This is a genomic window from Paenibacillus sp. FSL H7-0331, assembly GCF_001956045.1.
The window spans coordinates 238869-264529 of the sequence record NZ_MRTH01000007.1 but is presented as its reverse complement, the minus strand read 5'-3'; the positions used below and the strand labels follow the sequence as shown (position 1 = coordinate 264529).

22 protein-coding genes are annotated in these 25661 nt (G+C 45.1%); 16 read left to right on the top strand and 6 right to left on the bottom strand.

Annotated features, from left to right (window positions below):
- Positions 1–4 precede the first annotated feature (4 nt).
- Both BK127_RS13130 and BK127_RS13125 read left to right on the top strand, forming a co-directional pair.
- The gene (locus BK127_RS13130; RefSeq protein WP_076230506.1) at positions 5–901 is read left to right on the top strand and encodes a carbohydrate ABC transporter permease; all 897 of its coding nucleotides are present in this window, start codon (positions 5–7) and stop codon (positions 899–901) included.
- A gap of 51 nt (positions 902–952) precedes the next feature.
- Positions 953–2485, top strand: coding sequence for a sulfatase family protein (locus tag BK127_RS13125; RefSeq protein ID WP_076230503.1), 1533 nt, complete (start codon positions 953–955; stop codon positions 2483–2485).
- A 98-nt stretch (positions 2486–2583) separates the two neighbouring features.
- On the opposite strand, the gene BK127_RS13120 is transcribed toward BK127_RS13125, so the two are convergent.
- A complete protein-coding gene (locus BK127_RS13120) occupies positions 2584–3423 on the bottom strand; it encodes an AraC family transcriptional regulator (protein WP_076230500.1) in 840 nt (279 codons plus the stop codon).
- Between the two features lie 349 nt (positions 3424–3772).
- Here BK127_RS13120 and BK127_RS43685 point away from each other — a divergent pair, with 349 nt between their 5' ends.
- The 9 genes from BK127_RS43685 to BK127_RS13080 all read left to right on the top strand — a co-directional run bounded on the left by BK127_RS43685 (position 3773) and on the right by BK127_RS13080 (position 17525).
- Positions 3773–3937: a hypothetical protein gene (locus BK127_RS43685; protein WP_179097468.1), complete on the top strand. Its 165-nt coding sequence runs from the start codon at positions 3773–3775 to the stop codon at positions 3935–3937.
- A 91-nt stretch (positions 3938–4028) separates the two neighbouring features.
- Positions 4029–6590, top strand: a complete 2562-nt coding sequence (locus BK127_RS13115; RefSeq protein ID WP_179097467.1) for a family 43 glycosylhydrolase — start codon at positions 4029–4031, stop codon at positions 6588–6590.
- 101 nt (positions 6591–6691) lie between these two features.
- Positions 6692–8458, top strand: coding sequence for a cache domain-containing sensor histidine kinase (locus tag BK127_RS13110; RefSeq protein WP_076230498.1), 1767 nt, complete (start codon positions 6692–6694; stop codon positions 8456–8458).
- A 15-nt stretch (positions 8459–8473) separates the two neighbouring features.
- Entirely contained in the window at positions 8474–10078 is a 1605-nt protein-coding gene (locus tag BK127_RS13105; RefSeq protein WP_076230496.1) for a response regulator, read from the top strand.
- A 118-nt stretch (positions 10079–10196) separates the two neighbouring features.
- A complete protein-coding gene (locus BK127_RS13100; RefSeq protein ID WP_076230493.1) occupies positions 10197–11780 on the top strand; it encodes an extracellular solute-binding protein in 1584 nt (527 codons plus the stop codon).
- A 28-nt stretch (positions 11781–11808) separates the two neighbouring features.
- Entirely contained in the window at positions 11809–12765 is a 957-nt protein-coding gene (locus tag BK127_RS13095; protein WP_076230491.1) for an ABC transporter permease, read from the top strand.
- Between the two features lie 29 nt (positions 12766–12794).
- On the top strand, positions 12795–13673 hold the full coding sequence (locus BK127_RS13090; protein WP_372237352.1) for a carbohydrate ABC transporter permease: 879 nt from the start codon (positions 12795–12797) through the stop codon (positions 13671–13673).
- 24 nt (positions 13674–13697) lie between these two features.
- Complete coding sequence (locus BK127_RS13085) at positions 13698–15713, top strand: alpha-L-arabinofuranosidase C-terminal domain-containing protein (RefSeq protein ID WP_076230489.1); 2016 nt, start codon at positions 13698–13700, stop codon at positions 15711–15713.
- Positions 15714–15761: 48 nt separating this feature from the next.
- A complete protein-coding gene (locus tag BK127_RS13080; RefSeq protein ID WP_076230488.1) occupies positions 15762–17525 on the top strand; it encodes a glycoside hydrolase family 2 protein in 1764 nt (587 codons plus the stop codon).
- A gap of 158 nt (positions 17526–17683) precedes the next feature.
- Here BK127_RS13080 and BK127_RS43680 read toward each other — a convergent pair whose 3' ends face one another.
- The 3 genes from BK127_RS43680 to BK127_RS13070 all read right to left on the bottom strand — a co-directional run bounded on the left by BK127_RS43680 (position 17684) and on the right by BK127_RS13070 (position 18774).
- On the bottom strand, positions 17684–17857 hold the full coding sequence (locus tag BK127_RS43680) for a hypothetical protein (protein WP_179097466.1): 174 nt from the start codon (positions 17855–17857) through the stop codon (positions 17684–17686).
- Between the two features lie 74 nt (positions 17858–17931).
- A complete protein-coding gene (locus tag BK127_RS13075) occupies positions 17932–18240 on the bottom strand; it encodes a hypothetical protein (RefSeq protein WP_076230487.1) in 309 nt (102 codons plus the stop codon).
- Positions 18241–18324: 84 nt separating this feature from the next.
- Positions 18325–18774 carry a hypothetical protein gene (locus tag BK127_RS13070; RefSeq protein ID WP_076230486.1) on the bottom strand — a complete coding sequence of 150 codons (450 nt, stop codon included), beginning with the start codon at positions 18772–18774 and terminating at the stop codon, positions 18325–18327.
- Between the two features lie 144 nt (positions 18775–18918).
- Here BK127_RS13070 and BK127_RS13065 point away from each other — a divergent pair, with 144 nt between their 5' ends.
- The 5 genes from BK127_RS13065 to BK127_RS13050 all read left to right on the top strand — a co-directional run bounded on the left by BK127_RS13065 (position 18919) and on the right by BK127_RS13050 (position 23831).
- Positions 18919–19338 (top strand): GNAT family N-acetyltransferase, encoded by a 420-nt coding sequence (locus BK127_RS13065; protein WP_076230688.1) that lies wholly within the window; start codon positions 18919–18921, stop codon positions 19336–19338.
- A 242-nt stretch (positions 19339–19580) separates the two neighbouring features.
- Positions 19581–21017, top strand: coding sequence for a M14 family zinc carboxypeptidase (locus BK127_RS13060; protein WP_256711288.1), 1437 nt, complete (start codon positions 19581–19583; stop codon positions 21015–21017).
- A gap of 263 nt (positions 21018–21280) precedes the next feature.
- Positions 21281–22699, top strand: a complete 1419-nt coding sequence (locus BK127_RS13055) for an NAD(P)-binding domain-containing protein (protein WP_076230485.1) — start codon at positions 21281–21283, stop codon at positions 22697–22699.
- Positions 22700–22940: 241 nt separating this feature from the next.
- Positions 22941–23069, top strand: coding sequence for a hypothetical protein (locus BK127_RS44760; protein ID WP_256711287.1), 129 nt, complete (start codon positions 22941–22943; stop codon positions 23067–23069).
- 240 nt (positions 23070–23309) lie between these two features.
- Positions 23310–23831, top strand: coding sequence for a GNAT family N-acetyltransferase (locus tag BK127_RS13050; protein ID WP_076230685.1), 522 nt, complete (start codon positions 23310–23312; stop codon positions 23829–23831).
- Position 23832: 1 nt separating this feature from the next.
- On the opposite strand, the gene rsiV is transcribed toward BK127_RS13050, so the two are convergent.
- Together rsiV and BK127_RS13040 are read right to left on the bottom strand one after the other, a co-directional pair.
- The gene (gene rsiV, locus BK127_RS13045; RefSeq protein ID WP_076230484.1) at positions 23833–24708 is read right to left on the bottom strand and encodes an anti-sigma-V factor RsiV; all 876 of its coding nucleotides are present in this window, start codon (positions 24706–24708) and stop codon (positions 23833–23835) included.
- Complete coding sequence (locus tag BK127_RS13040) at positions 24709–25215, bottom strand: RNA polymerase sigma factor SigV (protein ID WP_076230683.1); 507 nt, start codon at positions 25213–25215, stop codon at positions 24709–24711. It lies immediately after the preceding gene.
- Positions 25216–25661 lie beyond the last annotated feature (446 nt).

Below are 25661 nucleotides of genomic sequence, written 5' to 3'. Positions count from 1 at the left end.
AATAGTGGTTAATGAATCCAAAGCAGTTCGTTCTCGTGATGATCGGATTTTTGATGCACTCGTCTATACCATCGCCGGGATTGTGCTTTTGCTTGTACTGTATCCGCTTTTGTTTGTAGTCAGCGCTTCCTTTAGCGATCCGATAAGCGTTATTGATGGCAAGGTGTGGCTGCTGCCTCAAGGGTTTACTTTCACTCCTTATCTGCACGTGTTTGAGAATGAGTCGATCTGGAGCGGTTTTCGCAACACGATCCTGTATACATTGATCGGTACTTTCGTCAATATCATACTGACGATTCTGGCGGCGTATCCGCTCTCGCAAAGAGATTTACCGGGCCGCACGGCGCTAATGTTCATCATCACGATTACGATGTTTTTCAGCGGGGGACTGATCCCGACCTATCTTCTGATTAAATCGCTCGGAATGATCAATACCGTCTGGGCAATGATTATACCCGGCGCCATCTCAACCTATAATCTTATCGTCATGCGGACTTTTTTTCAGAATGGTGTACCCTTCGAGCTTCAAGAATCGGCCTGGATCGATGGGGCATCCAATTTCCGATTGCTGCTGACCATCGTAATCCCCTTATCGATGCCCATAATAGCGGTAATGGTATTGTTTTACGGCGTGGGTCACTGGAATGCGTATTTTAACGCCATGATTTATTTAAAAGACCGGGAGCTGTTTCCACTTCAGTTGATTTTGCGCGAAATTCTCATCCTTAATCAATCGGATAATATGGGTCTCGACGGAGCGGGCATGACGGAACGGGTCATGATGGCGGAAAGCATTAAATATTCGGTCATCATCGTGTCCAGTATTCCAGTCCTGCTGTTGTATCCTTTTGTTCAAAAATATTTTGTGCAAGGTGTCATGATCGGTTCGATTAAGGGCTAACAACTTAAAAAGCATAAACCTCTATCACCAAATTCGAAGGGACACTGGAGTATGAAAAAACCTAATATTCTGTTAATCCAAACAGACCAGCAGACGGCGGAAACGTTGAGCTTGTACGGCAATCCGGTATTACGAACACCGGCATTGGAAGGTTTGGCGCAGCGAGGGGTCGTGTTTGAGCAGGCCTTCTGCAACTATCCAGCGTGTTCGCCTTCCAGGTCCTCTATGTTTACAGGACGCTACTGCTCCACATTGAACCTTCATGCTAACCATATGCTTATTAATCCTGCCGAAGTCACACTGCCGCAGGTGCTGAAGCAGCATGGCTATCAGACCGCGATCATCGGTAAAAACCACGCCTTTATGAATAATAACGAATCGTATTATCGGGGGGGAGTTCCTGAGCAGCCAAGTACGTTGTACGAAGTGTTCGACTACATTCGGCTTGGTGAGCACGGGCATCTGGTGGACGGGTATCGCGATGATCCTGACGTAAAAGCTGCACATGCATGGGCCGTGAAGCATTGCTGGAATAGTCCGCTTGGCCATGGCACCAATCCGGCTCCCTTGAACAAGTGTGGGACCTTTCTGCTGGGAGAAACGATGTTGGATTATCTGGATAATGTTCGCGATGAAGAGAAGCCTTTCTTTACCTGGCTGTCATTTCCCGATCCGCACACGCCTTACCAAGCGCCAGAGCCGTACGCGAGTATGATTGATCCGGCTGACGTACCGATGCCGCCCGTCGATACTCTGGAGGGCAAGCCGGAGCGGGTAAAGGTCGCGCACCTGATGGATGCGATGGATACGGCCGACGAAGTGCTAATTCGCCAAGTGCGCGCTATACATTACGGCATGATCCGTTTTATTGACGATACTTTGGCCAAGGTGTTTGCAAAGATGGATGAACTCGGACTTACGGAGCATACGATTGTCATCTTCACATCCGACCATGGTGATTCTATGGGAGCGCACGGTATCATTCAAAAGCATAACTTTTTTTACGACTCGTTTAACCATGTACCGTTTATCATGTCGACTCCAGGGTATGCGGGTCCGAAGCGCACGCCGCATCCGGTCGAGCTCATTGACGTTATGCCGACGCTGTTCGAGCTGGCTGGTGTGCCGATACCGCCGGGATGCCAGGGACGAAGCCTTGCGCCATTCCTGCAGGAAAACCCTCAATATACCCCCCGTGAGTTTATTGTCATTGAAAGCGGAGAGCACGGAGAGCCAGTGAAAGTATCGGACATTACGCTGCGCCCGCAGCATCCTTTTGACGAGCGGTATTTTGTCTGGTGTGCGTATTTGGATGCGTGGATAGGTAAAGGCAAGGCCATTCGTACGAATGAATGGAAGCTGTGCGTCTATGCAAACGGGGAGGGTGAGCTATACGATTTGCGACAGGATCCTCATGAGCTTCACAACCGCATTGATGATCCGGCATGCTTGAAGATCCGAACCACGCTAGAGCGAAAGCTGTTGCAATGGACTATGAATAAAGAAGATCAGCTGCCGTTGAACAACACCATAAAGATCTCCATGCAGTCAATGAGAGAGAAGTATGGAGAACAAACTCAATAAAAAAGGAAGTGCTGCAATGTCACTTCATGGCCGCCAACAAAAACGGGCGGCTTTTTTTTATTATCCTTGCCTCTGGGATTGGAATGCTGATGTAAATTTCAAATTTTATTAAATTGCTTTCGAAAGGCGCTTGGCCTTACACCGGTTTTGCTATGGAACAGGTTTGAAAAATAATGTGGATCGTCATAGCCGAGCTTATAACCAATATCGCTTATAGTCAGCTGTGTGCCCAGAAGCATCATTTTAGCGGATTCTATCTTTTTGGAGATGACATAGTTATAGATGGTAGTGCCAACTTCTTTTTTAAACAAGCGATTCATTTGCTTATTGGACATGCCGATTTGTGCAGCGAGTTGGATCGAATCGAAAGGATGAAGGATACTATTATCCAAAAATTGCTTTATTGCATGAACCGTTGATGTTAGTGCTTCCCCTCGTTTGCGTAAAGTTTCGAAGAGGCTTACGATGATTCGCATAAGAATAATCTGCAGTTCGCTATGCATTTCCTCCACTGATTTTTCCTTAACGCTTTCAATGGCTTCTTTAAACAAAGGCTCCAGCCCGCTGTCCGAGGTCACGACATGGGAAAGCAGCTGGTAAGCTTCCAGCAACTTCAGAATCCAGTTTCCGCTAATGTTTAGCCATATGTAGCTCCACTGCTCCTGGTGATCAGGGTCTGAGGCAACCTCATGGTAGCAGCCGGCAGGAAGGATGAATATGTCTCCCTGACGAGCCGTATATGCTTGGGAGCCCACCTGAACAGAACCTTGCCCTGACAGTACAAAACCGAATATGGTGATTTTTGAAAGCTTGCGAATGTTGCGGTAATCCGGATCACAGTAATTAATCCCCAAGAACTGCACGCTCAAAGGAGGAGGATCCCCTAAAGGAGGCAGGTGATATATGGGCCCGTGCTTGCCGGGTTTATTCAACATCATCATCGGACCTCCCTAAACACGCAGCTGCTTGTTCCTATGACAATATTGTAGCACGGTTTATCGTATTAAGGCATGCTGCGAGATGAAAGTAGGGTATCTATAATAGTTGGTTATCGAAAGCTGGATCAACCTGAATGAAGCATGAGAGTTTGATGAAAAGGGTATTTATGTCCATTTTCCTCACCTGATGTACCGCTTTCTCTATTAAGAAGTTGTGCAAACCACGATATAATTACCGTAAACATAGTTTGCTTTAGTAAGTACGCATGATAGCGCGGGTGGCTATGAAGGAAGATATGGAATAGATGCCTTCGGCGATCAAGGAAGCAAAGCAGCCTTTGACGGAGGCATGAAGAATATGCGCATCTTCTTCGTTCCACTGCAGAGAGTGGATCTGATGTCTACATTTTTTGGTAATGATCGAACCGCTCCGTTTCGGACCCGTGTGGGAATTGTGCTTCTTCAAGCCGAGGAGGATGGACAGGGGATGTGCTTAGAGCCTTGTTCTGAATAAGAAAACAACATGAATCAAGCTCCTGATCGGGTAGGATTCATGTTTTTTCTGATGTATGGTGCATGATATTGGGATAAAGGAGAGTGAACGTGTGAATTTTAAAAGGCTTGCAGTCTATTGTCTTTTGATCGCGGGAGGGGTTTCAGCCATCTTGCTATTCAAGTCGACGGAGACCACACAAACAACTGCTGCTAGCATGGAGGGTACGGGAATGATTGAAAAGCTAAAGGACCTGAATACCTATACCAATAGTATGACATTAATGGCGACAGCCAAGGAGCAATATGCTAACGATCCCCGCAACGGACAATCTTATCCGGCAGGAGATCCTTATATTTTGAAATACAACGGCATTTATTATCTGTATCCCAGCACTCATTTCGGTCTATCAGACGTCCGCGCGTGGAGTTCGGTGGATCTGGTGAACTGGAATTACGAAGGCATCGTGGCTAAGGACGACCGTTTAAAGATGGCGTACGCCCCGGAGGTGATTTATTGGAACGGAGCCTTCTACATGGTGACTTCCCCGGATGGAAAAGGCCACTATGTCCTGAAGAGCAGCAGTCCAACAGGTCCATTCACTATACAGACGGACAACCTGGGGATGAGCATCGACGGCTCGATTTATATTGACGATGATGGCAAGTGGTATTTCTATCATGCCGGTTCCAAAGGGATTCGCGGGCGGGAAATGAAGGACCCCTACACGTTTGGACCCGAAATGGTTTTAAAGGGAACGAGCATGGATCACTGGACGGAAGGGCCAACGCTGATCAAAAGAAACGGAACCTATTTTATGATGGAATCCGGCAATCACCTTATGAGCGCAGGCTACAGGGTGAACTACGCCATCTCCACGAATGGCCCGCTTGGCGATTTTACAATGCCTTATAACAATCCCTTAATCATTAGCACCACCAACGATTTTCACGGGCTGGGGCATAGCTCAACGGTCATTGGGCCGGATCTTGATTCGTATTACATTGCTTATCACAATAACAAGAATCCCATAGCCCCTGGCGTAGGACATGACCGGTACCTAAATCTTGATAGACTGGTTTTTAATGGAGATAAAATGGGTGTGCTGGGTCCGACTCATTTTGCTCAGCAGGCGCCCGGCAAAGCTGATTTCTCTACATGGATTCAGAAAGAAGGCATGGAAGCGAACTGGAACAAGCTTTCACATGGAGACGTACAAATCGTAGCGAGCAAGCAGCAGACGGATGCCAACTTTACAGCGGAATTTAATTTCAAAGCAGATGCCGCTGGGCAAAATGAAAAGGCTTACGCTGGAGCTGTGTTCGGTTACCGGGATGACAAGCATTACGCTATGGCTATTGTTCATGCTGCAGACATGAAGCTGGAGCTGATTCAGGTGATCAATGGGGAAAGACGCACTACCGGAACCGCTGTGTTACCTTCTACCCTGGATCTGTCCAATCTGCATATGCTTCGCATCGAGCAGGATCCATCACGGACCGTTGTTTATTTCGATGGCATGCACAAGCTGGAGCTAAAGCTCGAGGGTCTGGGCGCAGGCGGAATCGGTTATATATATGAGGGGCTGACGCTGCATCCCGATTATACGGCCTTTAGCAATGAAGTTAATGGATCGAGTGACTATAACGCCTACAAGCCGCTGCCGGGAAGTGTTGAAGCTGTGCATTACCTGAAAGGTGAGGGCAGAGGATACCATATAACCAATGATACGATATCTCCAAACCCTATACGTCCCGATGATCATACTCTCATTGGCAAACTAAAAGACAATTCGTATTATGTCGCGCTGAGCCGCATAGGCGACTGGCTGCAGTACAACATTAATGTTAAGGAAGCCGCCACTTATGGAATGGATGTACGATTGGTGAATCAGAAGGAAGCGGCAGTATTGGCTGTCTATTCGGATGATCAATTTTTGGGAAATATCGAGATCCCCATGCCTGCTCTGTCTGAGCCCGCTGCATCGGAATGGACTAAAGTAAAAGGCGGCGGAGTCCTCTCTCTCCAGGCTGATTTGCATACCCTCAAGCTTAAATTGGTTAAGGGCAGAGCCGATCTTATGGGCTTTGATCTTTACAGGGTTGAAGACAAGCCCGTCCATTTGGTGTATCCTCTTGGTAAGGGTGGTGACTTGGCAAACGGCATGTCCAGTGACTGGACATACAACGACAGATGGACCGTCGGTCAAGGGGGGATGAAGTCGGATTCGAATCAAACCAATATGGCGTTTACAGGAAAAACTACCTGGAGCGATTATACAGTGGAAGCGGATATTACACTGGGGCTAAATACACAGCCGAACAGCGATGGTGGCTTACTGGTTCGTGTTAGTAACGAATCGGTTCACAAAGCTCAGGTTATCGATAGCTTAACGGGATATTATATTTCTCTTACTGGCAGTCAAATGTCTTTAAAGAAATTAAACTATAATTCCATTCTGCTTCAAAAAACAGATTTGAAATTAGAAAATAATAAAACCTATCCTATTCAGGTCCGTGTTCAAGGCAGCCGTATTCAGGTATTCCTTGACAAGCAGTCCAAGCCCAGCATAGATTATGTGGACTTTAATGCATTTACAACCGGCAAGGCAGGCATTCGTTCGGGTACTAAGGGATCATTTATGTTCGATAATATAAAAATTACAAGCAAGTGATCTGCTCGTATAAATTTGACAAACAGTCCGTCTTCTTTCAGAAAGCGGGCTGTTTGGGATCAAATGATGAAAGCGTTTGTAGCGAAGGGAGCTGCCAGTTAATGAAGTTTTTCTCTATTAAAAAGTTGATTTCGCCCACAAGAAGCATTCAGGGGAAAATCTTTGTTGCATTTAGTCTGGTCACGCTGCTTGGAATCGTTGCTGTGACGAGTATTGTTTATTTGTATATGAGAGAAACTGTTAAGAACAATGCGTTTTCTTCAGTGATGGATAGCATACGGCAAGCGGACGAATCCTTAAATATCCGGCTGGAGGAAATAGATCACTTAAACACGGTTGTCATAACCAATAAAACAGTGCTTAATACGCTGCTAAGCACTACAGAGGAAGCAAGCTATGAGTGGTTTCAAGAACAAAAGCGGATCGAGGAGTTTATGTCCGCTGTCATTGCCTATAAGGGATATATCTCGCGAATTGCTGTCATTGGATTGAACGAAAAGGTCTTTTTCGTTGGATCCCCTTGGTTGGACAAAAATGTCATAAAAACACCCATGATGGACTATTTAAATCAAAGTAGTTCCCGTCATGCTTATTTTCATCAAACAGGCTCTAATGATTCTATTGTCACCGGCCGCCAGATCCGCTATAACCGGGAAGCAATCGGTGTTGTGATGTTTGACCTCAATAGTGAGTTTATTAAGAAGATCTATGACGTTAAACCAACCCCGGATAGCATGCTGTTTGTTGTAGATGAAAACAATGAATTCATATACCAACCCAACAATAGCTCGCTTGAAAAGGAAACGATCATCAGGCTAAATCAAGAAATGGTCGGCTTGGGCGCTACGGTAGAAAAGGTGATTGATCAAAAGTCGTACCTTGTCATTAGCCGGAAATCGGATTATACAGGTTGGTCCACGTTGGCGCTCGTTCCTATGGAATCGCTGCTAAGTGAAACGGTGCGGATCCGCAATGTATTAGCTGAAGTAGCTATTGTTGTATTTATTATTATCTTATTTAGTTCTTTGCAGGTTTCCTCAAGAATGACAAGAAATATTCGAAGACTTAAATCGATGATGATGCATGTAAGTGAAGGAAACATGACGCTGCTGGCCGTAGAGATTCGCTCCAAGGACGAAATAGGTCAGCTGTATCAGGTATTCAAGAGTATGGTAGAAGAGCTTAAACGCTTGCTCGAAGGCATAAAGACGAGCGAGAAGCAGAAGCATGAGGCTGAGTTGGCTGTTTTGCAAGCTCAAATCCGTCCCCATTTTCTGTATAATACACTGAATACGGTCAAGTATTTGGCCAAATTAAACGGGGTACCGAACATTGAAGAGGTGTCGGAATCCTTGATCGAGCTCATGCGCGGCGTGCTGGGCAATTCCAATGAGTTTCTTACGCTGCAGGAGGAACTTCACTATGTCCGCAGCTACGTAAATATTGAAAAATACAAATACGTGGAACCTATTCAAGTCCATATAGAAATCGAGAATGAACAGTTATTGCAGTACCGTGTTTTAAAGTTAATGCTGCAGCCTATTGTAGAGAACGCCATTATACACGGAATTGCTTCTGCTGAGCATGGAGGCTTGGTGTGGATTCGGGTATATGAAGAGCAGAAAGAGCTGAGACTCGAAGTCAGAGATAATGGCAAAGGCATGTCCAATGAACAGATTGAGGCGCTGTTTGACATGAACAAGGGCGAGACCTATACACGCTTCAGCGGCATGGGTGTCCGAAATGTACACGAGCGTATAGTTCGATTGTACGGGGAGCCTTACGGCGTATTTGTTAACAGTGAGCCAGAGAAGTATACCAAGGTGGAAATCCGATTTCCACTGCTGCCAGGTACGGATAGTGTGTGACAGGAGGGATGATTTATGTTTAAGGTTGTACTGGTTGACGATGAGGCCTTAGCACGCAACGATGTGAAAAGCTTGATTGATTGGGAGAAGCATGGATTTACAATATGTGGTGATGCTCATAACGGAGCTATGGCCATTTCCCTCATAGAGCAGCAGGCTCCACATATCGCGATCCTGGATGTGAGTATGCCGATCATGAATGGTGTGGAATTGAGCAGCATTATCCATAACCGATTTCCAAAGATTAAGATGATTATGCTTAGCAGCTTTGACGATTACGATTATGTGAGAACTTGCCTGATGAACGGGGCGATGGACTATTTACTCAAGCATCGTTTGAACGCGGCTGCACTTTTGTCGTTATTGAATAAAGCGGTTCAAAATTTGCAGTACGAAGAACGGGAGCATGAGGCCCGCAGTGTTCAAACGAAAATGATAGAGCGCCTAAGTCCTATTATTCTCCGCGAATATGCAGCAAACCTGGCTAGAGAAGTACCAGAGGCAGGAGAAGAGCTGCAGCGTTATGCGCAGGAAAATGAGCTCTTTACCCATTCAGTCAATTATGTAACTGCAGCGGTACAAATCGTCCCCTTTCTGCTGTTGACAGAGTCTTATACGGATGTGCAAAAGAACCGGTTTGTGCAGCAGGTCACAGATGTTATGCAGATGGCAGTAGGGGACATTCATAAGCGGACGGCAGCCTATGTGGGGGAGGGACGTTTTATTGTCCTATTTTCCTCACCAGAAAGAAGTGAACACACGGTTTCAGCCCAAATGAATCAAACCATGAGCAGCTTGTCCCATTCTCTGGAGAAATTTATAAATTTACAATGTGTGTATGCGATTGGACCGATATGCGGGAGTTTGCGGCAGCTTGTCGCCAGCTATAGCAGAGCAAACCAGCTGATGAACGACAAGTTTTTTCAGGAATTGAGCGCTTCTACCCAGAGAGATACACTGCTTATCGAGGAACAGAAGCAATTGCAGCTGTTTTTGGAGCAGCTGGACGGGGAAAAAATTCAACAAGTCATCACATCGATTTTTGCAACGGTCAGGAATCAGCCTTACTACTCCTTGCCGGTACAAACTATTGTCAGCGAAATGCTTCGTATTGTGGAAAAGTCCCTGAAGCGGCATTTTCCTCATGTAACCATAGAAGATAACAGGATGATTACTGCTCGGAGTGAGCTTGTACGTTTAAGAAGCGTTAACGAGCTTGAGCAGTGGTTGTCGGATTACTATACATGTATTGTTGACGCTATAAAGAAGCAGCATGGGGGAGGAACCTACTCTCGTCATATTTCGCAAGCTGTTCAATTTATTATGGATCATTATGCTTCGAACATTTCTCTGGAAATGGCGGCAAGTGCCATTAATCTGAATTCTTCCTATCTAAGCAGACTGTTCAAAGAGGAAACGCAAATGACCTTCACGGAGTATTTAAACCGCGTGCGTATTAAATCCAGCTGCCTACTGATGGAATCCGGTTCCTATTCAATGAAACACATTAGCAGTCAAGTCGGCTTTACTAACTACACGTATTTTTTTAAAGTCTTTAAGATCATTATGGGTATGACGCCGCAGGTGTATATCGATAGTCGGAAACCGTCAAAAAAGTAGAATGGAAAGTCATATATGTGGAGTCCTTTATAGAAAAAGTTTTACTATAATAAAAGCATCCTTTAGAAAACGCTTTCTTAGCGTGAAGGTGAATAACTAAAATAGGGGGAACGAAAGAATGAAGAGAAATTGGGGGACGGTACTGCTTTCTACTGTAGTAGTTTCTGGTTTAACACTTACGGCCTGCAGCCCGGATAATACGAATAAGAAAAATGATGATAAATCCAAGGCAGAATCGGCAAATACGGTAAGTCCAAGCGGATTTCCAATTGTCAAAGAATCGATTAAGCTGAAAATGTTCACGAGAATAGCGCCAACCAACGGGCCCTTTAAGGAAATGCCGGTGTTTCAGGATTATGAAAAAATGAGCAATATTCAGGTGGAATTTATCGAGGCGCCGACGGACGGTTTTGCTGAGAAAAAGAACCTGTTGTTTGCCGCCAATGAACTCCCTGATGTGTTGTACCGCTCAGGCTTTACGCCTTTAGAGGCAACTCGCTATGGTTCAGGCGGTCAATTAATCCCACTCGAGAAGTTGATTGATTCTTATGCCCCAAACCTTAAAAAGTTAATGGATACGTATCCCGAGATACGTCCAGCCATAACAACACCTGAAGGCCATATATATGCCATACCGGGTATTGTGACCGTCAACGCAGCCAGAACCGATAAGAGATGGATGAATCAAGCATGGCTGAAAAAACTAAACCTTAAGGAACCTGAGACGATTGATGATCTGTACGAGGTGCTGAAAGCTTTTCGAGATAAAGATCCTAACGGCAACGGGAAGCAGGACGAGATTCCGATGACAGCGCGCAACGGCTTGAGCATCGTGCCCATAATGGCTGGATCTTTTGGTTTGGATTTCCAGTTGGGTTATAACATTAATTTGGAGAATGACAAGGTTAATATTTGGATGGGAAACGATCGGAATAAGGAGTTACTGGTGTACTTGAATAAGCTGTATTCGGAAAAACTGCTGGATCAGGAGTTATTCACTCATAAGGAAGCTCAATATCTGGCCAAGCAAGGGTCAGGAAATACCGGCTTCTTCTTTGATCAGACGAATAATCCCATGCTGGATACTAAAGTTGCAGATCAATATATCGGCATAGCACCGGTCAAGGGACCGCATGGCGACAGGCTGCAGCTGGCACAACCGGTACCGAGGGATTTCGGAGCTTTTGCCATCACCTCGGTGAACAAAAATCCGGAAGCCACAATGCGCTGGGTGGATTATTTCTATAGCGATGAAGGATCCACTTTGTTGCGCTTCGGCCGTCAAGGTGAAAATTATGAGTTGCGGAACGGCATTCCCTATTATACCGATGCTTTTTTGGCGACAGGTAATCAATCCAAAATCACTCCATACGCCGGAGGTGGGGCGCCGCATCTGATTAGTGACAAGGTCGCTTCCTACATCAATCCGCCGCAGGTCCAGGAAGCTCAAAAGAAGCTCGATCCGTTCATGCCTAAGGTTCGTTATGCAGCTCCCATGTTCGACGAAGCAACGGCTCAAAAAATAAATGTGCTGCGTAACGATATTGATAAATATTACGAGGAGCAGAGCACAAAGTTTATTGCAGGTGCCCTTAGCTTCGATAAGTGGGGAGAATTCCAGACCACCTTGAAGAAAATGAACGTGGAAGAGCTGCAAAAGCTGTACCAGGAAGCTTACGATAACCTCAAAAAGCAAAAATAAGAACACCATGATGGTTGGAGGGCTACAGATGAAGAGTACAGCAAATACTGCAGGCGTTGCGTCTCGATCCAAATCGAGGCGCTCCAGCCTCTTAAAATCAATAGCCAGTCGATACGATCTTTACCTTATGCTGCTCGTTCCTATCGTATGGTACCTTGTGTTTCATTACGGGCCTTTGTATGGTTTGCAAATTGCATTTAAAAACTTTAGTCCGGCCAAGGGGATCCTGGGCAGTGCATGGGTGGGCTTTGATCATTTTGAACGCTTTGTAGAATCTTATTATTTCTGGAGACTGCTGTGGAACACCATTTCGATTAACTTGTTTTCCCTGCTGTTTGCTTTTCCTATTCCGATTGCTTTGGCGCTGTTAATTAATGAAATCCGCAGCAAAGCATTCAGCAAGATTGTTCAAAACATTACTTATATTCCTCATTTTATTTCGGTCGTCGTCATGGCGGGTATGCTGATGTTGTTTTTATCTCCGCGTGGAGGTCCTATTAATACAGTGATTCAAGTATTTGGCGGGATGCCTGTTCGATTTCTGGATATAGCTGCCTGGTTCAAGCCAATCTTTATCGGTTCTAATATATGGCAAAATATGGGTTGGCAATCGATCATCTATATTGCGGCGCTTAGCGGAGTCAACCCGCAGCTGTATGAAGCAGCCAAAATGGATGGAGCGAATCGATTGCAGCGCATTTGGCATGTATCCATTCCAGGTATACTGCCCGTTATCGTCATCCTGCTTATTCTCGATGTAGGACATTTTATGAATGTCGGTTTTGAGAAAATTTTATTGCTGCAAAACAATCTGAACCTGGAATCGAGCGATGTCATATCCACCTTTGTTTACTCCGCAGGTATTCTTAAGGGGGAGTACAGCTATACGGCTGCGATTGGCTTGTTTAATTCAATTGTCAACCTGACGCTGCTGGTGCTCGTGAATCGCTTTGCCCGTAAAAAGGCTGAGACAAGCTTATGGTGAGGAGTGACAATGTGTTGAAAGAGCACAAATTGAAAAAAACGTTGTCGGATGAAACCATATTCAATGCCGTTGTAAATGCATTAGCCGTACTTATTTTAGTCATCGTGCTGTACCCGTTAATTTTCATCGTGAGTGCTTCCTTTAGTGATCCTGCATTGGTACTGAATGGCGAGGTGTACCTGCTGCCCAAGCAGATTACCTTTGAAGCCTATCAAAATGTATTTCACAACGAAAAAATATGGAATGGTTATAGTAAAAGCATTTTGTATACGTTTGTAGGTACGCTGATCAATATTCTCATGACTACATTGGCTGCCTACCCGCTTTCGAGACCCGACCTGCCCGGACGGGGAGGCATTATGTTTTTTGTAACACTTACGATGTTTTTCAGCGGGGGACTTATTCCATCCTATCTAATTGTCAAAAATTTAGGAATGGTAGATACGATGTGGGCGCTCATTATTCCGGGTGCAATTGCCACCTATAATTTAATTGTAATGAGAACCTATTTTCAAACCAGTATTCCGTGGGAGCTGCAGGAAGCTGCACATATCGATGGCTGTTCGAATTGGAGGCTGTTAACACATGTCATCCTGCCGCTTTCCAAGCCGATATTAGCTGTTATGGTCCTGTTTTACGCTGTTGGCCACTGGAATTCATACTTCAATGCGTTGATCTATATTCGCACCAAGGAATTGTACCCGCTGCAGCTTGTGCTGCGAGAAATTCTTATGGTCAGTCAGGCGGATGCCGTTGACAGTAATGTGGGGCTCGAATCGAAGGTGCTGCTGGCTGAAAGCATCAAATATGTGGTCATCATTATATCCAGCTTGCCCGTGCTGATCATGTATCCTTTTGTGCAGCGGCATTTTGTTAAGGGCGTCATGATAGGTTCTCTAAAAGGATAATAAATGGAAGGAAGTTGTGAGAGGATGGTACTTGCAAGAGCCAAGATACAAGTGAATGCTGATCAAGTCACCAGCGATACAATTAATCCTTATATGTTTGGACATTTTGTGGAAGATATTCGTGATCATATGGATGCCATGCTGGCTTATCCGTTGAAGGATATGGATTTTGAAAGTGCGGATGGTACCTATAGGGGGCTTTCCGACAGCTGGCGTCCTTATACAAATGGAAAAAGCACCCTATATGCTCTTGAGCCTGCTGCCAAGCATCATTCGGGTCATAGTCAGTTGGTACGAATGTATAGCGATGATGATGGTTACGCAGGAATAAGCCAGACCATTGCAGTGAAACAAGATGGGGATGGCTATGATTTGACTCTGTATGCAAGAGCCTCTGTTGAAATCAGGTTTGTGCTTGCAGAGATTGTGGATACCATGAGCGGAGAAGTGCTCGGTTCGACGCGTATCGATATTGCAAGCCATAACTGGGAGCATTATGAGTCGCGTCTCACGGTTAGGCGGGATTGCGAGCATGCAGAGTTCAGATTATATGTGCCAACGGAACATGAGCGATGGCTGGATCACGTATCCACGGGAATGCTATGGCTGGATCATATTTCGCTGCTGCCTTCCGACAGCGTAGGCAATGTTCGTAAGGAAGTTATAGATATGACCCGTGATTTAAACGCCGGTATGATGCGGCTTGCCGGGAATTATATTAGTGCTTATCATTGGCAGCAGGCAATCGGCCCTGTGTATGAGCGCCCTTGTGTAGTGAATGAAGCATGGGGCGGATGGACGAATAAATACTTTGGAACGGATGAATTTATTCAGTTTTGCCGTGATTTGAATGTGGAGCCGCTTATTTGTGTAAATGATGGTTCGGGTACGCCTGCAGAAGCGGCTGAATGGGTTGAATATTGTAACGGAGCTGCCGATACGCCAATGGGAAGCTTAAGAGCGGCCAACGGACATATCGAGCCGTATGGTGTGAGGTATTGGGAGATTGGCAACGAAGTATGGGGGCCTTGGCAGGTGGGACACTGCAGCGCTGAGCAGTTTGCTGAACGTTATGCTTGCTTTGCCCAAGCCATGAAGGCTGTTGATCATGGGATCAAGCTGTTGGCTTGCGGAGACGTCCGAATGGATTGGAACCAGACTCTCTTACAGAGAGCCGCAGAGCATATCGATTATTTGACTTTGCATTTATATCATGGGTACTCGCGTTTTGGGATGAATGAGCATACGCCAAAGGATGAGCGTTATAAGGCAATGGTTTCCTTTCCGGAATGGACAAGGGCATCTATACAGCAATTAAGAGAAATCTTCAGTTCCAATCAACGGTATTCCCATTTGAAATTGGCTATTACTGAATATAATACGATGTATGCTCCGAATACCATTCGTAAGGGTCTTCCCCATGAGCACACGCTGGAAGCTGCGGTTGCCAATGCGGCGAATTTAAATGAGTTTATTCGAAACAGCGACCTGGTGGAGATTGGCAGCTTCTCCGACCTTGTCAATGGCTGGCTTGGTGGATGTATCCGGGTGGGGGACTTCTATGCGGATCAGTTTCGCGGTAAATCGACAGGCTGGAGCGGTAAGTCTTTGACTGTCTATGGCACACCCACTTATCATGCGATGAAAATGTATGCAAACCGTGACTTGGGTCATGTAGTAAACAGTCATACCGAATGCGGCACTTTTAAAGTGGATAGTCTTGTGTCTGCTGTACCACAGCTTGATCACCTGCTGGATCTGGACGTCGTGGCTTGTATCAATCTTAATGGAGATAAGCTGACCGTCTTTATAGTCAACCGAAGTCTCGAAGCTGCGTTGACCGAAGTGCAGCTGGCCGGATTTACAGACTCAGGCACAGCCCGTTTATTTGAGTTAACAGCGAATGATTATGAATCCATCAACAGTGTGCACAATCCGGATCTCCTTGTTTGCGTATCCCATGAATTACAATTTTCGCAAAGTCAAGTGAGCTGTCAACTAAGGGCATCATCCGTCTACGTATTGGAAATAACGCGCTAACAGGATGGCGATTGCCACTAGCATAAACAGAGGAGCGAAACGAACGAAATGACGACAAAGAAATATGTAAAAAATTATCCGAGACCTCAGTTTGTCAGGGATAACTGGATTGATCTGAACGGTGAGTGGAGCTTCGGTTTCGATGATGCCAATGAAGGTGAATCCAAGGGGTGGCAGCGAAGCTTCGGCGGGGACGATAAGATTATCGTTCCTTTCACTTACGAGACGGCGGCAAGCGGCATCGGTGAAGAAGCGCACCATCCTTACGTCTGGTATAACAGAGTGCTGCACATCCCGTTGGAAGCTGCCGGCAAGCGAATTCTCCTGCATTTTCAAGCGGTTGATTATATTGCGAAAGTTTGGATTAACGGTGAATACGTCGGAAGGCATCAAGGTGGTTATTCGGCATTTTCCTTCGATATCGCACCTTTTGTAACCATCGGATCTTCCAACGAGCTAACGATCAAGGTGGAAGACAGTATAGACACGACCCAGCCCCGTGGCAAGCAGCGTTGGGTGGACGATAACTTTGAATGCTTCTATGTACAGACGACGGGTATATGGCAGACCGTTTGGCTGGAGTATGTAGATCGGGAATACGTCGATTCGGTGAAAATCACGCCGGATGTCGATTCCGCAACCGTTCGCTTTGAGTACCAGGTCAAAGGCGATGTCCACTCTGGCAGCAGGCTTCGGCTGGAAACGATTATTACGATGAAGGACCGTCAGGTTAAGCAGGCAAGCTTGGTGATTGACCGCTCTTGGCTGCAGCTGGAGGTCGATCTCGTTCACGAAATGAACGGACCGTGGAAGCGTTGCTACTGGGCCCCAGGTCGTCCGAATCTGTACGATGTTGAGTTTATTCTGTACCGTGACGATGTCGTGATTGACCATGTCTACTCTTATTTTGGCATGAGAAAAATATCCATTGAGAAGGACAAGGTACTGCTTAACAATGTTCCGATCTACCAGCGGTTACTGCTGGATCAAGGCTATTGGCCGGACAGCCATTTGACGCCTCCTTCCGAGGATGCACTGATCGCGGATATCGATCTCCTTCTGCAGATGGGGTATAACGGTGTCCGTAAGCACATGAAGGTGGAGGACGCCCGGTTCCTGTACTGGTGCGATGTCAAAGGCGTGCTTGTATGGTCCGAGATGGCTGCGACCTTCGAATTTAATGATAATGCGGTTCAAAATTTTACATTGGAGTGGATGGAGGTCGTTCGCCAGCAGTATAATCATCCTTCCATTATCACGTGGGTTCCGTTCAATGAATCGTGGGGCATCATGAACATTTTCAAGGATCAAAGGCAGCAGAAATTCACCGAATCGATCTATTATTTAACAAAGGCGTTCGATCCGAATCGCCCGGTCATAACTAACGACGGCTGGGAGCATACGGTGTCCGATATATTGACGCTGCATGATTACGTGGAAACTAAGGAGCGATTCCTTAAACGTTATGCGAACAAGGACGAAATCGTGAACAACGAGAAGACTTTCAACCAATGGAAATACGCTTTTGCCGACGGCTACAGCTACAAGGGACAGCCGATCATCGTCAGCGAATTTGGCGGCATTGCCTTCAAGTCTGACAAAGGCTGGGGCTACGGCGGTCAGGTTGGTTCGGAAGAAGTGTTTCTTGAACGCTTCCGCGGCATTCACGAGGCTATCAAGCAGACGGATTACATCGTAGGGTACTGTTATACGCAAATTACCGACGTTCAGCAAGAGGTGAATGGGCTCTTGACCGAGGAGCGCAAGCCTAAGGTGCCGCTTGACAAGATTAGGGAGATCAATCTTGCCTGAAGAGAGCAATCTGTTAAATATGGAACGGCGTCGTGCTCGTAATCGCAATACAATTACTAGTATGAGCCAGTTTCCAAGCAACAAAGAAGCCTTAGTCCGGTATTCACCGAATTAAGGCTTCTTGTCATGGCACGAACACGGATTGAAATGAGGAACGCTTATCGCTTATCTTGGTCTTGATTAGGCGTTTCCGGGAGATCCTCTTGTACCTGACTATTTACAAAAGCCTGCTTGTCTATATTGGCTTGAAACGCGATTTTACCTTCAGCCAATTGTTGTATTTTTGCTATTTGTTGACTTTTGTTCAACAAGATCGCCTCCATTTCATCCATAAGATTCCCATAAAAGAAATGAATCATGCAAATCCGTTCATAAATCGACTTCGTTTCTTTACTCGAATTTAAATTTATCCTTCCATCACATCCGCACCCAATTCGCCTGCAACCTCAATCATTTTGGGAATTACGGCTTCATTGGTGCCAGATACATAAATATCTCCTTGATAGTACCGAAATGGGATCTTTGCATCGCCGCAGCTCCACATGAAAAACTCCCCTTCAATGGACATGCTGGTAGAGCCTGTCACCGTAAATACGGAGGTATAGGAAAAATCAGGTTTAGAAGAAAAATACTTTTTGCACTCTTCTAATGTTATGGTTTTCGCTGAATTGTCATTGTCCTGTAGTGCTCTTGTGATTCGATAACGTTGACTCATTGAGATTCCTCCATTATTACTGGATAGCTGGGTCGTGCACGAGTTCAATGCAGCAGGTACCCTTGTCCAGGCTTATTTTATGACTTAGTGTCCTAGCTCCGCCTTATGTTGAGTTGAAGCCGTAATCATGCAAACCCAAATGCTGAATACACCACAGATCATATAAGTATACGTATAGTAAGGTGCTGCTTCACCACGAATGAACATCATTGTTGTAATACCATTGATCGATCCATCGCCTCCAACAAGTATTAATAAATAACCGATTAAGTATATCAATAAACGCTCACTAATTACAGGAATTATACTGACCCATAGTGCTCCAGAGCGTTTTTTGACAAAAGACCTTTTTACATATAGTCCTGCAAGCAGATACGGTACGATTATCAAAGGTACACCAATAAAAGTGCCGGAAAGATCCCAATTGTAATCAGCTGGTTGTTTGAAAAGTATGGAATACAGTGTAACCATAGCAAACAGCGTAAGGAAATAGCCAAACGTTGTAACCAACCAGCCTCCAACAATCTTACCCATCATATCTATCATCCTTTCCATTGTTGTCTTCAGTTATCTTTAAGTAAAGACTGATTATGAGGAAATAATGCCATACTGACGTGTATCCTATTAGGATATACTATAATGGATGAACTCCTCTAGAAGAAAGAGAGTGTGGAAATTTTGAAAATTAGAGTAGCAAGGGAATCCGACTATCCAGAATTAAGACAAATATACCTTGACTCACGTCGTAACAGTTTTGAGTGGGCTAATAAAGAAGAAATGACCTTGGACGACTTTGATAAGCATACTGAAGGAGAATATATGATTTTAGCAGAAGAAGACGCCCGTATTATGGGATTTACTTCTTTGTACTTGCCGGATAATTTTATTCATAATTTATTTGTTCACCCTGATTGTTCAGGAAAGGGAGTTGGTAGTCAATTACTTCATTCTGCCATAGAAAAAATGAATAAACCAGTAACATTGAAATGTGTATCTAAAAATCAAAAGGCAATGCAGTTCTACGAAAATAATGGCTGGAAAAAGGTTGTTGAAAAAGGCAGTCCCGATGAAAGGTATTGGGTAATGGTGTATGAATAAAGCAGGATAAAGCATGGTATGAAGAAGTCTTTTCGCTCTCGCTCTGAATGTTGCCACTAGTCTGCCCTCTCTAAATGCTTTTATTTTAATAAAACTATCAAAAAAATACCATTTTCCTGAAGATTTCTTGTAAAAATACAGTCGGAAATATGGTTTTTTTGTCGGATATATATTAAAATAACTAAGCATTTTTGTAAATTCTTCCTCTGGAAGAGTAATCATACATTATAGGAGAGAGAGACTTGGGCACAGAGAGAAAGAGTAGAGAGCTGCTGCAAGTGCTGGCAGCTATTCTAGCAATCCTACTTATGATGGGGAATGTAGTAATAGCCTCGGATTCGCAATCGGTCAGCAAGGAGATTGTTGATCCCTATCAGGTGTACACGTATGAATTGATGACGCAACAAATTGACCAGTTGGCAGCTGCTTACCCTGAATTAATTGAGGTGAAGTCAATTGGGACAACAGGGTTTGGCCGGGATATTAAGGCGGTAAAACTCGGGAAAGGGGATGCCTCTATCCTCATAGATGGGTCTCAGCATGCCAGGGAATGGATGGGGACAAATCTAATCCTATATATGATAGACCGTTACGCGTATGCCTATGAGCATAATATGAGATATGAACATTATCCTGTTCGTCAATTGCTGGATCAGTGTTCGATCTGGTTTGTGCCGATGGTCAATCCGGATGGTGTGGCACTTCAGCAGGAAGGGCTGAATGCTTTTCCTGAATCGTACCATGCTTATCTGCTCAGTATGAACGGCGGCAGCACTAATTTCAAACGCTGGAAAGCAAATGCGACAGGAATCGATATTAACCGTCAGTATCCTGCGATGTGGACGGGCATTCGTAATTCTCCCCAGTACCCGACATTCAAAAACTATAAGGGCTCAGAGCCGGTGGAAACAGCGGAAGCCCTCAGCATGATTCGATTTACATACGAGAGCGATCCGGAAATTGCCCTTTCCTATCACACCTCAGGCGAAGTGTTATATTGGCATTTCAATACGGCTTCGGAATATGTTGCGCGCGATAAGAAAATGGCCGATACGATAAGTGGCATGACAGGATACAGCCAAATCAAACCGGAAAAGGACCCTTCAGGTGGCGGCTTCACGGATTGGTTTATTGTGCAATTCGGGCGCCCCGGTTTTACCGCTGAACTAGGACCGTATCAAGAAGAAACCGAGTTACCCCTGTGGACATTTACTGACATATGGGAGAAAAATCAGTCGCTCGGCCTTTTTCTGGCTTCAGAAGGATACAAGCTGTGGCGGGAGCGCTACCCGATTGAAAAGGTCGAGGAAAACATTCAACTGCTTGAGCCGGTGCAGCTGTACAATCGCCCCAGTGATTCGTTTCCTACTGGCGGGGAATTGAAGGAAGCAAGGGTTACATCGGATGCCCGCATGGGGGATTGGTACCGCATACCAACATGGCTCGGTCCGAGATGGGTTCGATTGAATCAAGCCGCTTATCTTCATGGACACAGTGAGAGTTATCCGAATCATATCAATCTGAAGGAAAAGACAGCTATTTATAAATATCCCAAAGCGAACGAGGCAGAGCTGCTCGGCCAATTGGAGCCGCAGGAGGTTGAGACCTTGGAACGCTGGAATGATTGGATACTAATCCGAACCTGGTCAGGAGATGGCTGGATACAGGAGAAGAAATAGGGTTGATCGTGAGGTCGGGTGCATTTTGCACTCGGCTTTTTGTTTACTTTGTTTTTTTGAACAATTAGCTCATTAAAATTTAGATCGAATTACAATAAACAGTAGATCAAATTGAAATGTCAGGTTAGAAGCGATAAAATGTGGGCAAGAGCACTTTTATGTCATGAAACATAACGTATATAAGTGTATAAATGAATGGAACATCTCTTTATGGCAATTTTCCTTACAATTAATTCGGGTCGTACAGAAAGGAATGATCAATGATGAGCTTAGAGGCTTTGAACGAACGGGTAAAAACGGATCTTTCCTATCTCGCTTACGGCGGGCCGAACTGGGTACGACCGCTTAACCATCCTGATGGACATGTATATGATGTAGTGATCGTCGGCGGGGGTCAAAGCGGATTAGGTGCGGCCTTCGGCCTTTTGCGTGAGCGAGTATCCAATATTCTGGTTATCGACGAAAACTCCGAAGGATTGGAAGGGCCTTGGGAAACTTATGCCCGAATGGTGACACTGCGCACGCCTAAGCATCTGACCTCTATTGATCTTGGAATTCCTTCTCTGACATTCCGCTCGTGGTGGGAAGCGCAAGTGGGGCTGGAAGGCTGGGAGGCATTGGTCAAGATTCCGCGGGGCGACTGGATGAACTATTTGCGCTGGTATCGGAAAATTCTCAATCTGCCCGTCATCAATGAGGTCAAGCTGAAGTTGATTGAGCCTGCAGAAGGAGGCATCCACGGACTGCATGTGGAGGGAGCGGGTATCTCATCCAGTCCATTGCTGGCGCGCAAGGTCATTCTGGCCACGGGGATTCAAGGTGGTGGCGAATGGCATGTTCCTCCCCTGATTGCCGACAACTTACCGAGGCATCTTTACGCTCATACCTCTGAGGCTATTGACTTTGAAGCGCTTAAGGGCAAAAAGGTGGCTGTTTTGGGTGGTGGGGCTTCGGCCTTTGATAATGCCAATTTTGCTCTATCAGAAGGTGTAGCTGAGGCCCATGTATTCGTCCGCCGCAAGGAGATTCCTCGCATCAACCCGATTCGCCAGATGGAGGTTTCCGGTATGATCGAGCATTTTCCAGCCTTGTCAGACGCTGATAAATATGCGGCTATTGCCCATTTCTTTAAACACAACCAGCCGCCGACCAACGATACGTTTGAACGTGCGGCTTCATGGCCAGGTTTTAATGTTCATTTGAATGCGCCGTGGCTTGATGTTGAGGCTATTGGTGAGGGTGCATTGGTGACTACGCCTCAAGGCACATACCACTTTGATTTTCTGATTATCAGCACAGGTTTGCTCACTGATCCCGCCTTGCGTCCCGAGCTGAGACTTATTGAAACACATATTGCCCGTTGGGGCGACCGCTACAAGGCCCCGGAAGAGCTGGCCAATCCTGTGCTCGACGCGCATCCTTACCTTAGCCCTGGGTTCGCTTTCTTAAGTCGTACTGAAGAGGGCCAAAAGCAACTGGACGGACTTTTTACTTTTAGTTATTCGGCATTGATCAGCTGCGGGATTTCCGCCTCTGCACTTTCAGGTATGCGATATGGAATTCCGAAGCTCGTAACAACCGTGACAGACCAGCTTTTCCTGGACGATCGTGAAGAGATTTTGAAAAACTTTTTTGCCTATAGGGATACTGAATTTATAGGAGAATGGACGAAGCGGGGGTAAACTATGAGCTGACACGTTCGATTACAATCGGTTCTCATTATCAGAGCTTCCGGTGCGAATGATTTTATTACCAAACCGATGGATGCGCTGGAGCTGAAATTCAGAGTGCGAACCTTGACTGATCTGAATCGCTCGTTCCGCGAACGCCTCAGTCTGGAGGCTTTTACCCAATATTTACGTGCGAGCTTTGAGCTGACATGGTATCATACATCATATCCAGGGCGGAATTGTCACAATAAGAGTGACACAAAGGTTGGACGGAACGGAAATTACCGTAAGCGATAACGGTGTTGGCATGACGGATGGTTTAACGTTATATCGGGGGATTTACGCAGCTGCTGGTGACGCCATACATATAGGGCAAATGTAATAAACGCAAATCAGACCCGCATCATATACATGATGTGGGTCTGACCATTAATGTAAGAGGAGGGGTATTGATAGAATACCAGTGGTTAATTAATTTAACCTTAATCACTCGTGAAGGTAATGTTAATTTTATCAGATAATCATTTTTAATGATTATGACTAACAATATTAAACTGGGGAGTCTGAAACAAATTTGCAAGCTGATCATGTGATTGAAAAAAATGGATCAGGAGTGATTGCGATGCATACCGTTCGACTAGTTAAACCTTCCATGGAATACCGTGAATCCTACTTGTCGTTCTATGACGACTGGATAAGCAGCGGTGAAGATATCGTACCTTGGGTAGTCGAAAAGGACCCCAGCGATTTCACGGCAATGCTGGAGTCTTTATATTCAGAGGATAGTGAGGAGAAGTTAACCAATCCCCATTGGGTACCTCACTCGACCTACTGGCTGATGAATGAGGACAACCTGCTTGTAGGCGCGGCGAACATCCGTCATCGATTGAATCTGAAGCTCATGAACAGCGGCGGACATATTGGTTATGGAATACGACCCTCTTATAGACGCAAAGGGTACGCGAGTGCTCTATTGGCCCAAACCTTACAAATCACGAAGATAATTGGCTTGGATAAGGTGCTGTTAGTATGTGACAAAGACAACATCGGCTCGGAAAAGACCATTCTGAAGCACGGCGGCGTGTTTGAATCTGAATTTGTGATGGAAGATGGCAATATCATCAAGAGATTTTGGATTGGATAACTTATTTAACATAATGATGACTAACCAGAACGTCAGCAAGCACATCGGTTGGAATGATGAATTCTGTAATTCCCATGTAGCCGGGAGCCACCTCGTATTTATCAAAGGAGATAACCAATTTGCCCTCATTGTTAATATAAAAGCTTTGATCCTTTTTAATGGTCATAAATTCCTCTGTGGGGACGTCATTTTTTTCAGTTGAAATCCAATAGATCTTATTAGGATCTGCCTTCATCCGTGCTTTCATTTGTTCCTTGATATTATCACTGATTACATTCATATATCGATCATCTTTAAATAACATCGGTAGATTCAATAATAGTTGATTCGTCTTATCTATCGTGTCATATTTCATGGTTGTTGAAGATGAACCTACGGTATTGACTACGTATCTGCCGATAGACAATAGTTGATCGTTGTCCGTTTTCACCTCATACCCCGTATCTAACCCTAAGTGGCCGTCTCCATTTTTCTTTAATGACTCCATTTCAGCTTGAAACTCATCATATAGCTGTTTGTTTTCCTTCAGATATTTTTCGTTGAGCTCAAGCTCTAATGCTTTATTATCGAGATTAGTAATGGCGGGGACCTTGACGTCAGCATTATAGTAGGGCTCGTCAATCTTATACTCTTTAAAAGTGAGCACCTTGACTATACTCTCGACCCCGGGTATTGCGGAAAAAGCATTCGCCACCGTCGTGCTGGTGTTGATTCCGATAACAAAAAGCAGCGCCGCCGCACTAACTCCAGCTAGCCATTTAGTGGGAATCCGTTTTTTTCTACCTTTACGTAAGGCTCGGTTGACGATAAGGTCCAGTTCCTCAGGAATAGGGACTTGTTTGTATTCATCCTGCAGCTTTTTGAATTGAGTATCCATTTATTGTACCTCCTTGGCAGATTCGTCATTCATAGTGACTCTCAATATTTGGAGAGCCTGATAGAGCCGGGTTTTGATCGTATTGACGTTTTCATTTAATATGTCAGCGACTTCCTCAATTTTTAAATCTTCAAAATATCTAAGCACGATGACACTTCGATACTTATGGGGAAGATTGTCTAACGTTTGTTCCAAATCAACATCGGGATAAATGTCTGCCGTCCCAGGGCTGTAGGATTCGATCGTTTCTTCATCTACGATTTGAACCTTTTTTTGTTTCCTCAGAAAATCTAAAGAGGTGTAGACCACAATTCTGTAGAACCAGCTCTTGACGGCTTCAGGCTTGTTGAGAAGCTCGATGGACGTCAAAGCTTTGTAAATCGAGTCTTGAACAATATCGAGCGCATCCTCTTTATTCTTGACATAGCTGTAGGCCAGTCGGTATACATTCTCCTTGTGATCGGTAATGCAACGAGTAAGTAATTGTTCGGTTTTCCTGTTGGGCATGATCAACAATACCTTTCTCTTTATTGACTACTTGATGTCTGTATACAAGTAAGACGTGTGGGCAGCCCAAAAAAGTTTTAACTTGCATCTATTTGATTATCATCTTTTACAAAGTGAGACGAATACATGCAAACCGGCAAGTGAACTGAGCAAGACTTCAATATCAGGGGGGAGTGATACAATTGGATAATAACGCCAAATAAATTAGAATAGGGGATGCTAGCTGTGCGTTATCTAATTCTCGATACTTGTATTTGGATTAATATGGCGAAAGATCCGTGGAATACATTTCTTATGTCACCGCGGTGCACTTCGGCCCCGGCCTCTTTTAGTTTCGCAGCGCTATTGTCTGAGCGCACAAGACCGACGACCTGATGACCCGCATCATGAAATCCCCCTTAAGCTGCTAACCATTGTTGTATAAACTCTAATGGCGCCCCTTGCAT

Bases quoted from the DNA above. Each gene is read 5' to 3' on its own strand.
- BK127_RS13125 (WP_076230503.1), top strand. From the start codon at position 953: ATGAAAAAACCTAATATTCTGTTAATCCAAACAGACCAGCAGACGGCG.
- BK127_RS13120 (WP_076230500.1), bottom strand. From the start codon at position 3,423: ATGATGTTGAATAAACCCGGCAAGCACGGGCCCATATATCACCTGCCT.
- BK127_RS43685 (WP_179097468.1), top strand. From the start codon at position 3,773: ATGAAGAATATGCGCATCTTCTTCGTTCCACTGCAGAGAGTGGATCTG.
- BK127_RS13110 (WP_076230498.1), top strand. From the start codon at position 6,692: ATGAAGTTTTTCTCTATTAAAAAGTTGATTTCGCCCACAAGAAGCATT.
- BK127_RS13105 (WP_076230496.1), top strand. From the start codon at position 8,474: ATGTTTAAGGTTGTACTGGTTGACGATGAGGCCTTAGCACGCAACGAT.
- BK127_RS13100 (WP_076230493.1), top strand. From the start codon at position 10,197: ATGAAGAGAAATTGGGGGACGGTACTGCTTTCTACTGTAGTAGTTTCT.
- BK127_RS13095 (WP_076230491.1), top strand. From the start codon at position 11,809: ATGAAGAGTACAGCAAATACTGCAGGCGTTGCGTCTCGATCCAAATCG.
- BK127_RS13085 (WP_076230489.1), top strand. From the start codon at position 13,698: ATGGTACTTGCAAGAGCCAAGATACAAGTGAATGCTGATCAAGTCACC.
- BK127_RS13080 (WP_076230488.1), top strand. From the start codon at position 15,762: ATGACGACAAAGAAATATGTAAAAAATTATCCGAGACCTCAGTTTGTC.
- BK127_RS43680 (WP_179097466.1), bottom strand. From the start codon at position 17,857: ATGGATGAAATGGAGGCGATCTTGTTGAACAAAAGTCAACAAATAGCA.
- BK127_RS13075 (WP_076230487.1), bottom strand. From the start codon at position 18,240: ATGAGTCAACGTTATCGAATCACAAGAGCACTACAGGACAATGACAAT.
- BK127_RS13070 (WP_076230486.1), bottom strand. From the start codon at position 18,774: ATGGGTAAGATTGTTGGAGGCTGGTTGGTTACAACGTTTGGCTATTTC.
- BK127_RS13055 (WP_076230485.1), top strand. From the start codon at position 21,281: ATGAGCTTAGAGGCTTTGAACGAACGGGTAAAAACGGATCTTTCCTAT.
- BK127_RS13050 (WP_076230685.1), top strand. From the start codon at position 23,310: ATGCATACCGTTCGACTAGTTAAACCTTCCATGGAATACCGTGAATCC.
- rsiV (WP_076230484.1), bottom strand. From the start codon at position 24,708: ATGGATACTCAATTCAAAAAGCTGCAGGATGAATACAAACAAGTCCCT.
- BK127_RS13040 (WP_076230683.1), bottom strand. From the start codon at position 25,215: ATGCCCAACAGGAAAACCGAACAATTACTTACTCGTTGCATTACCGAT.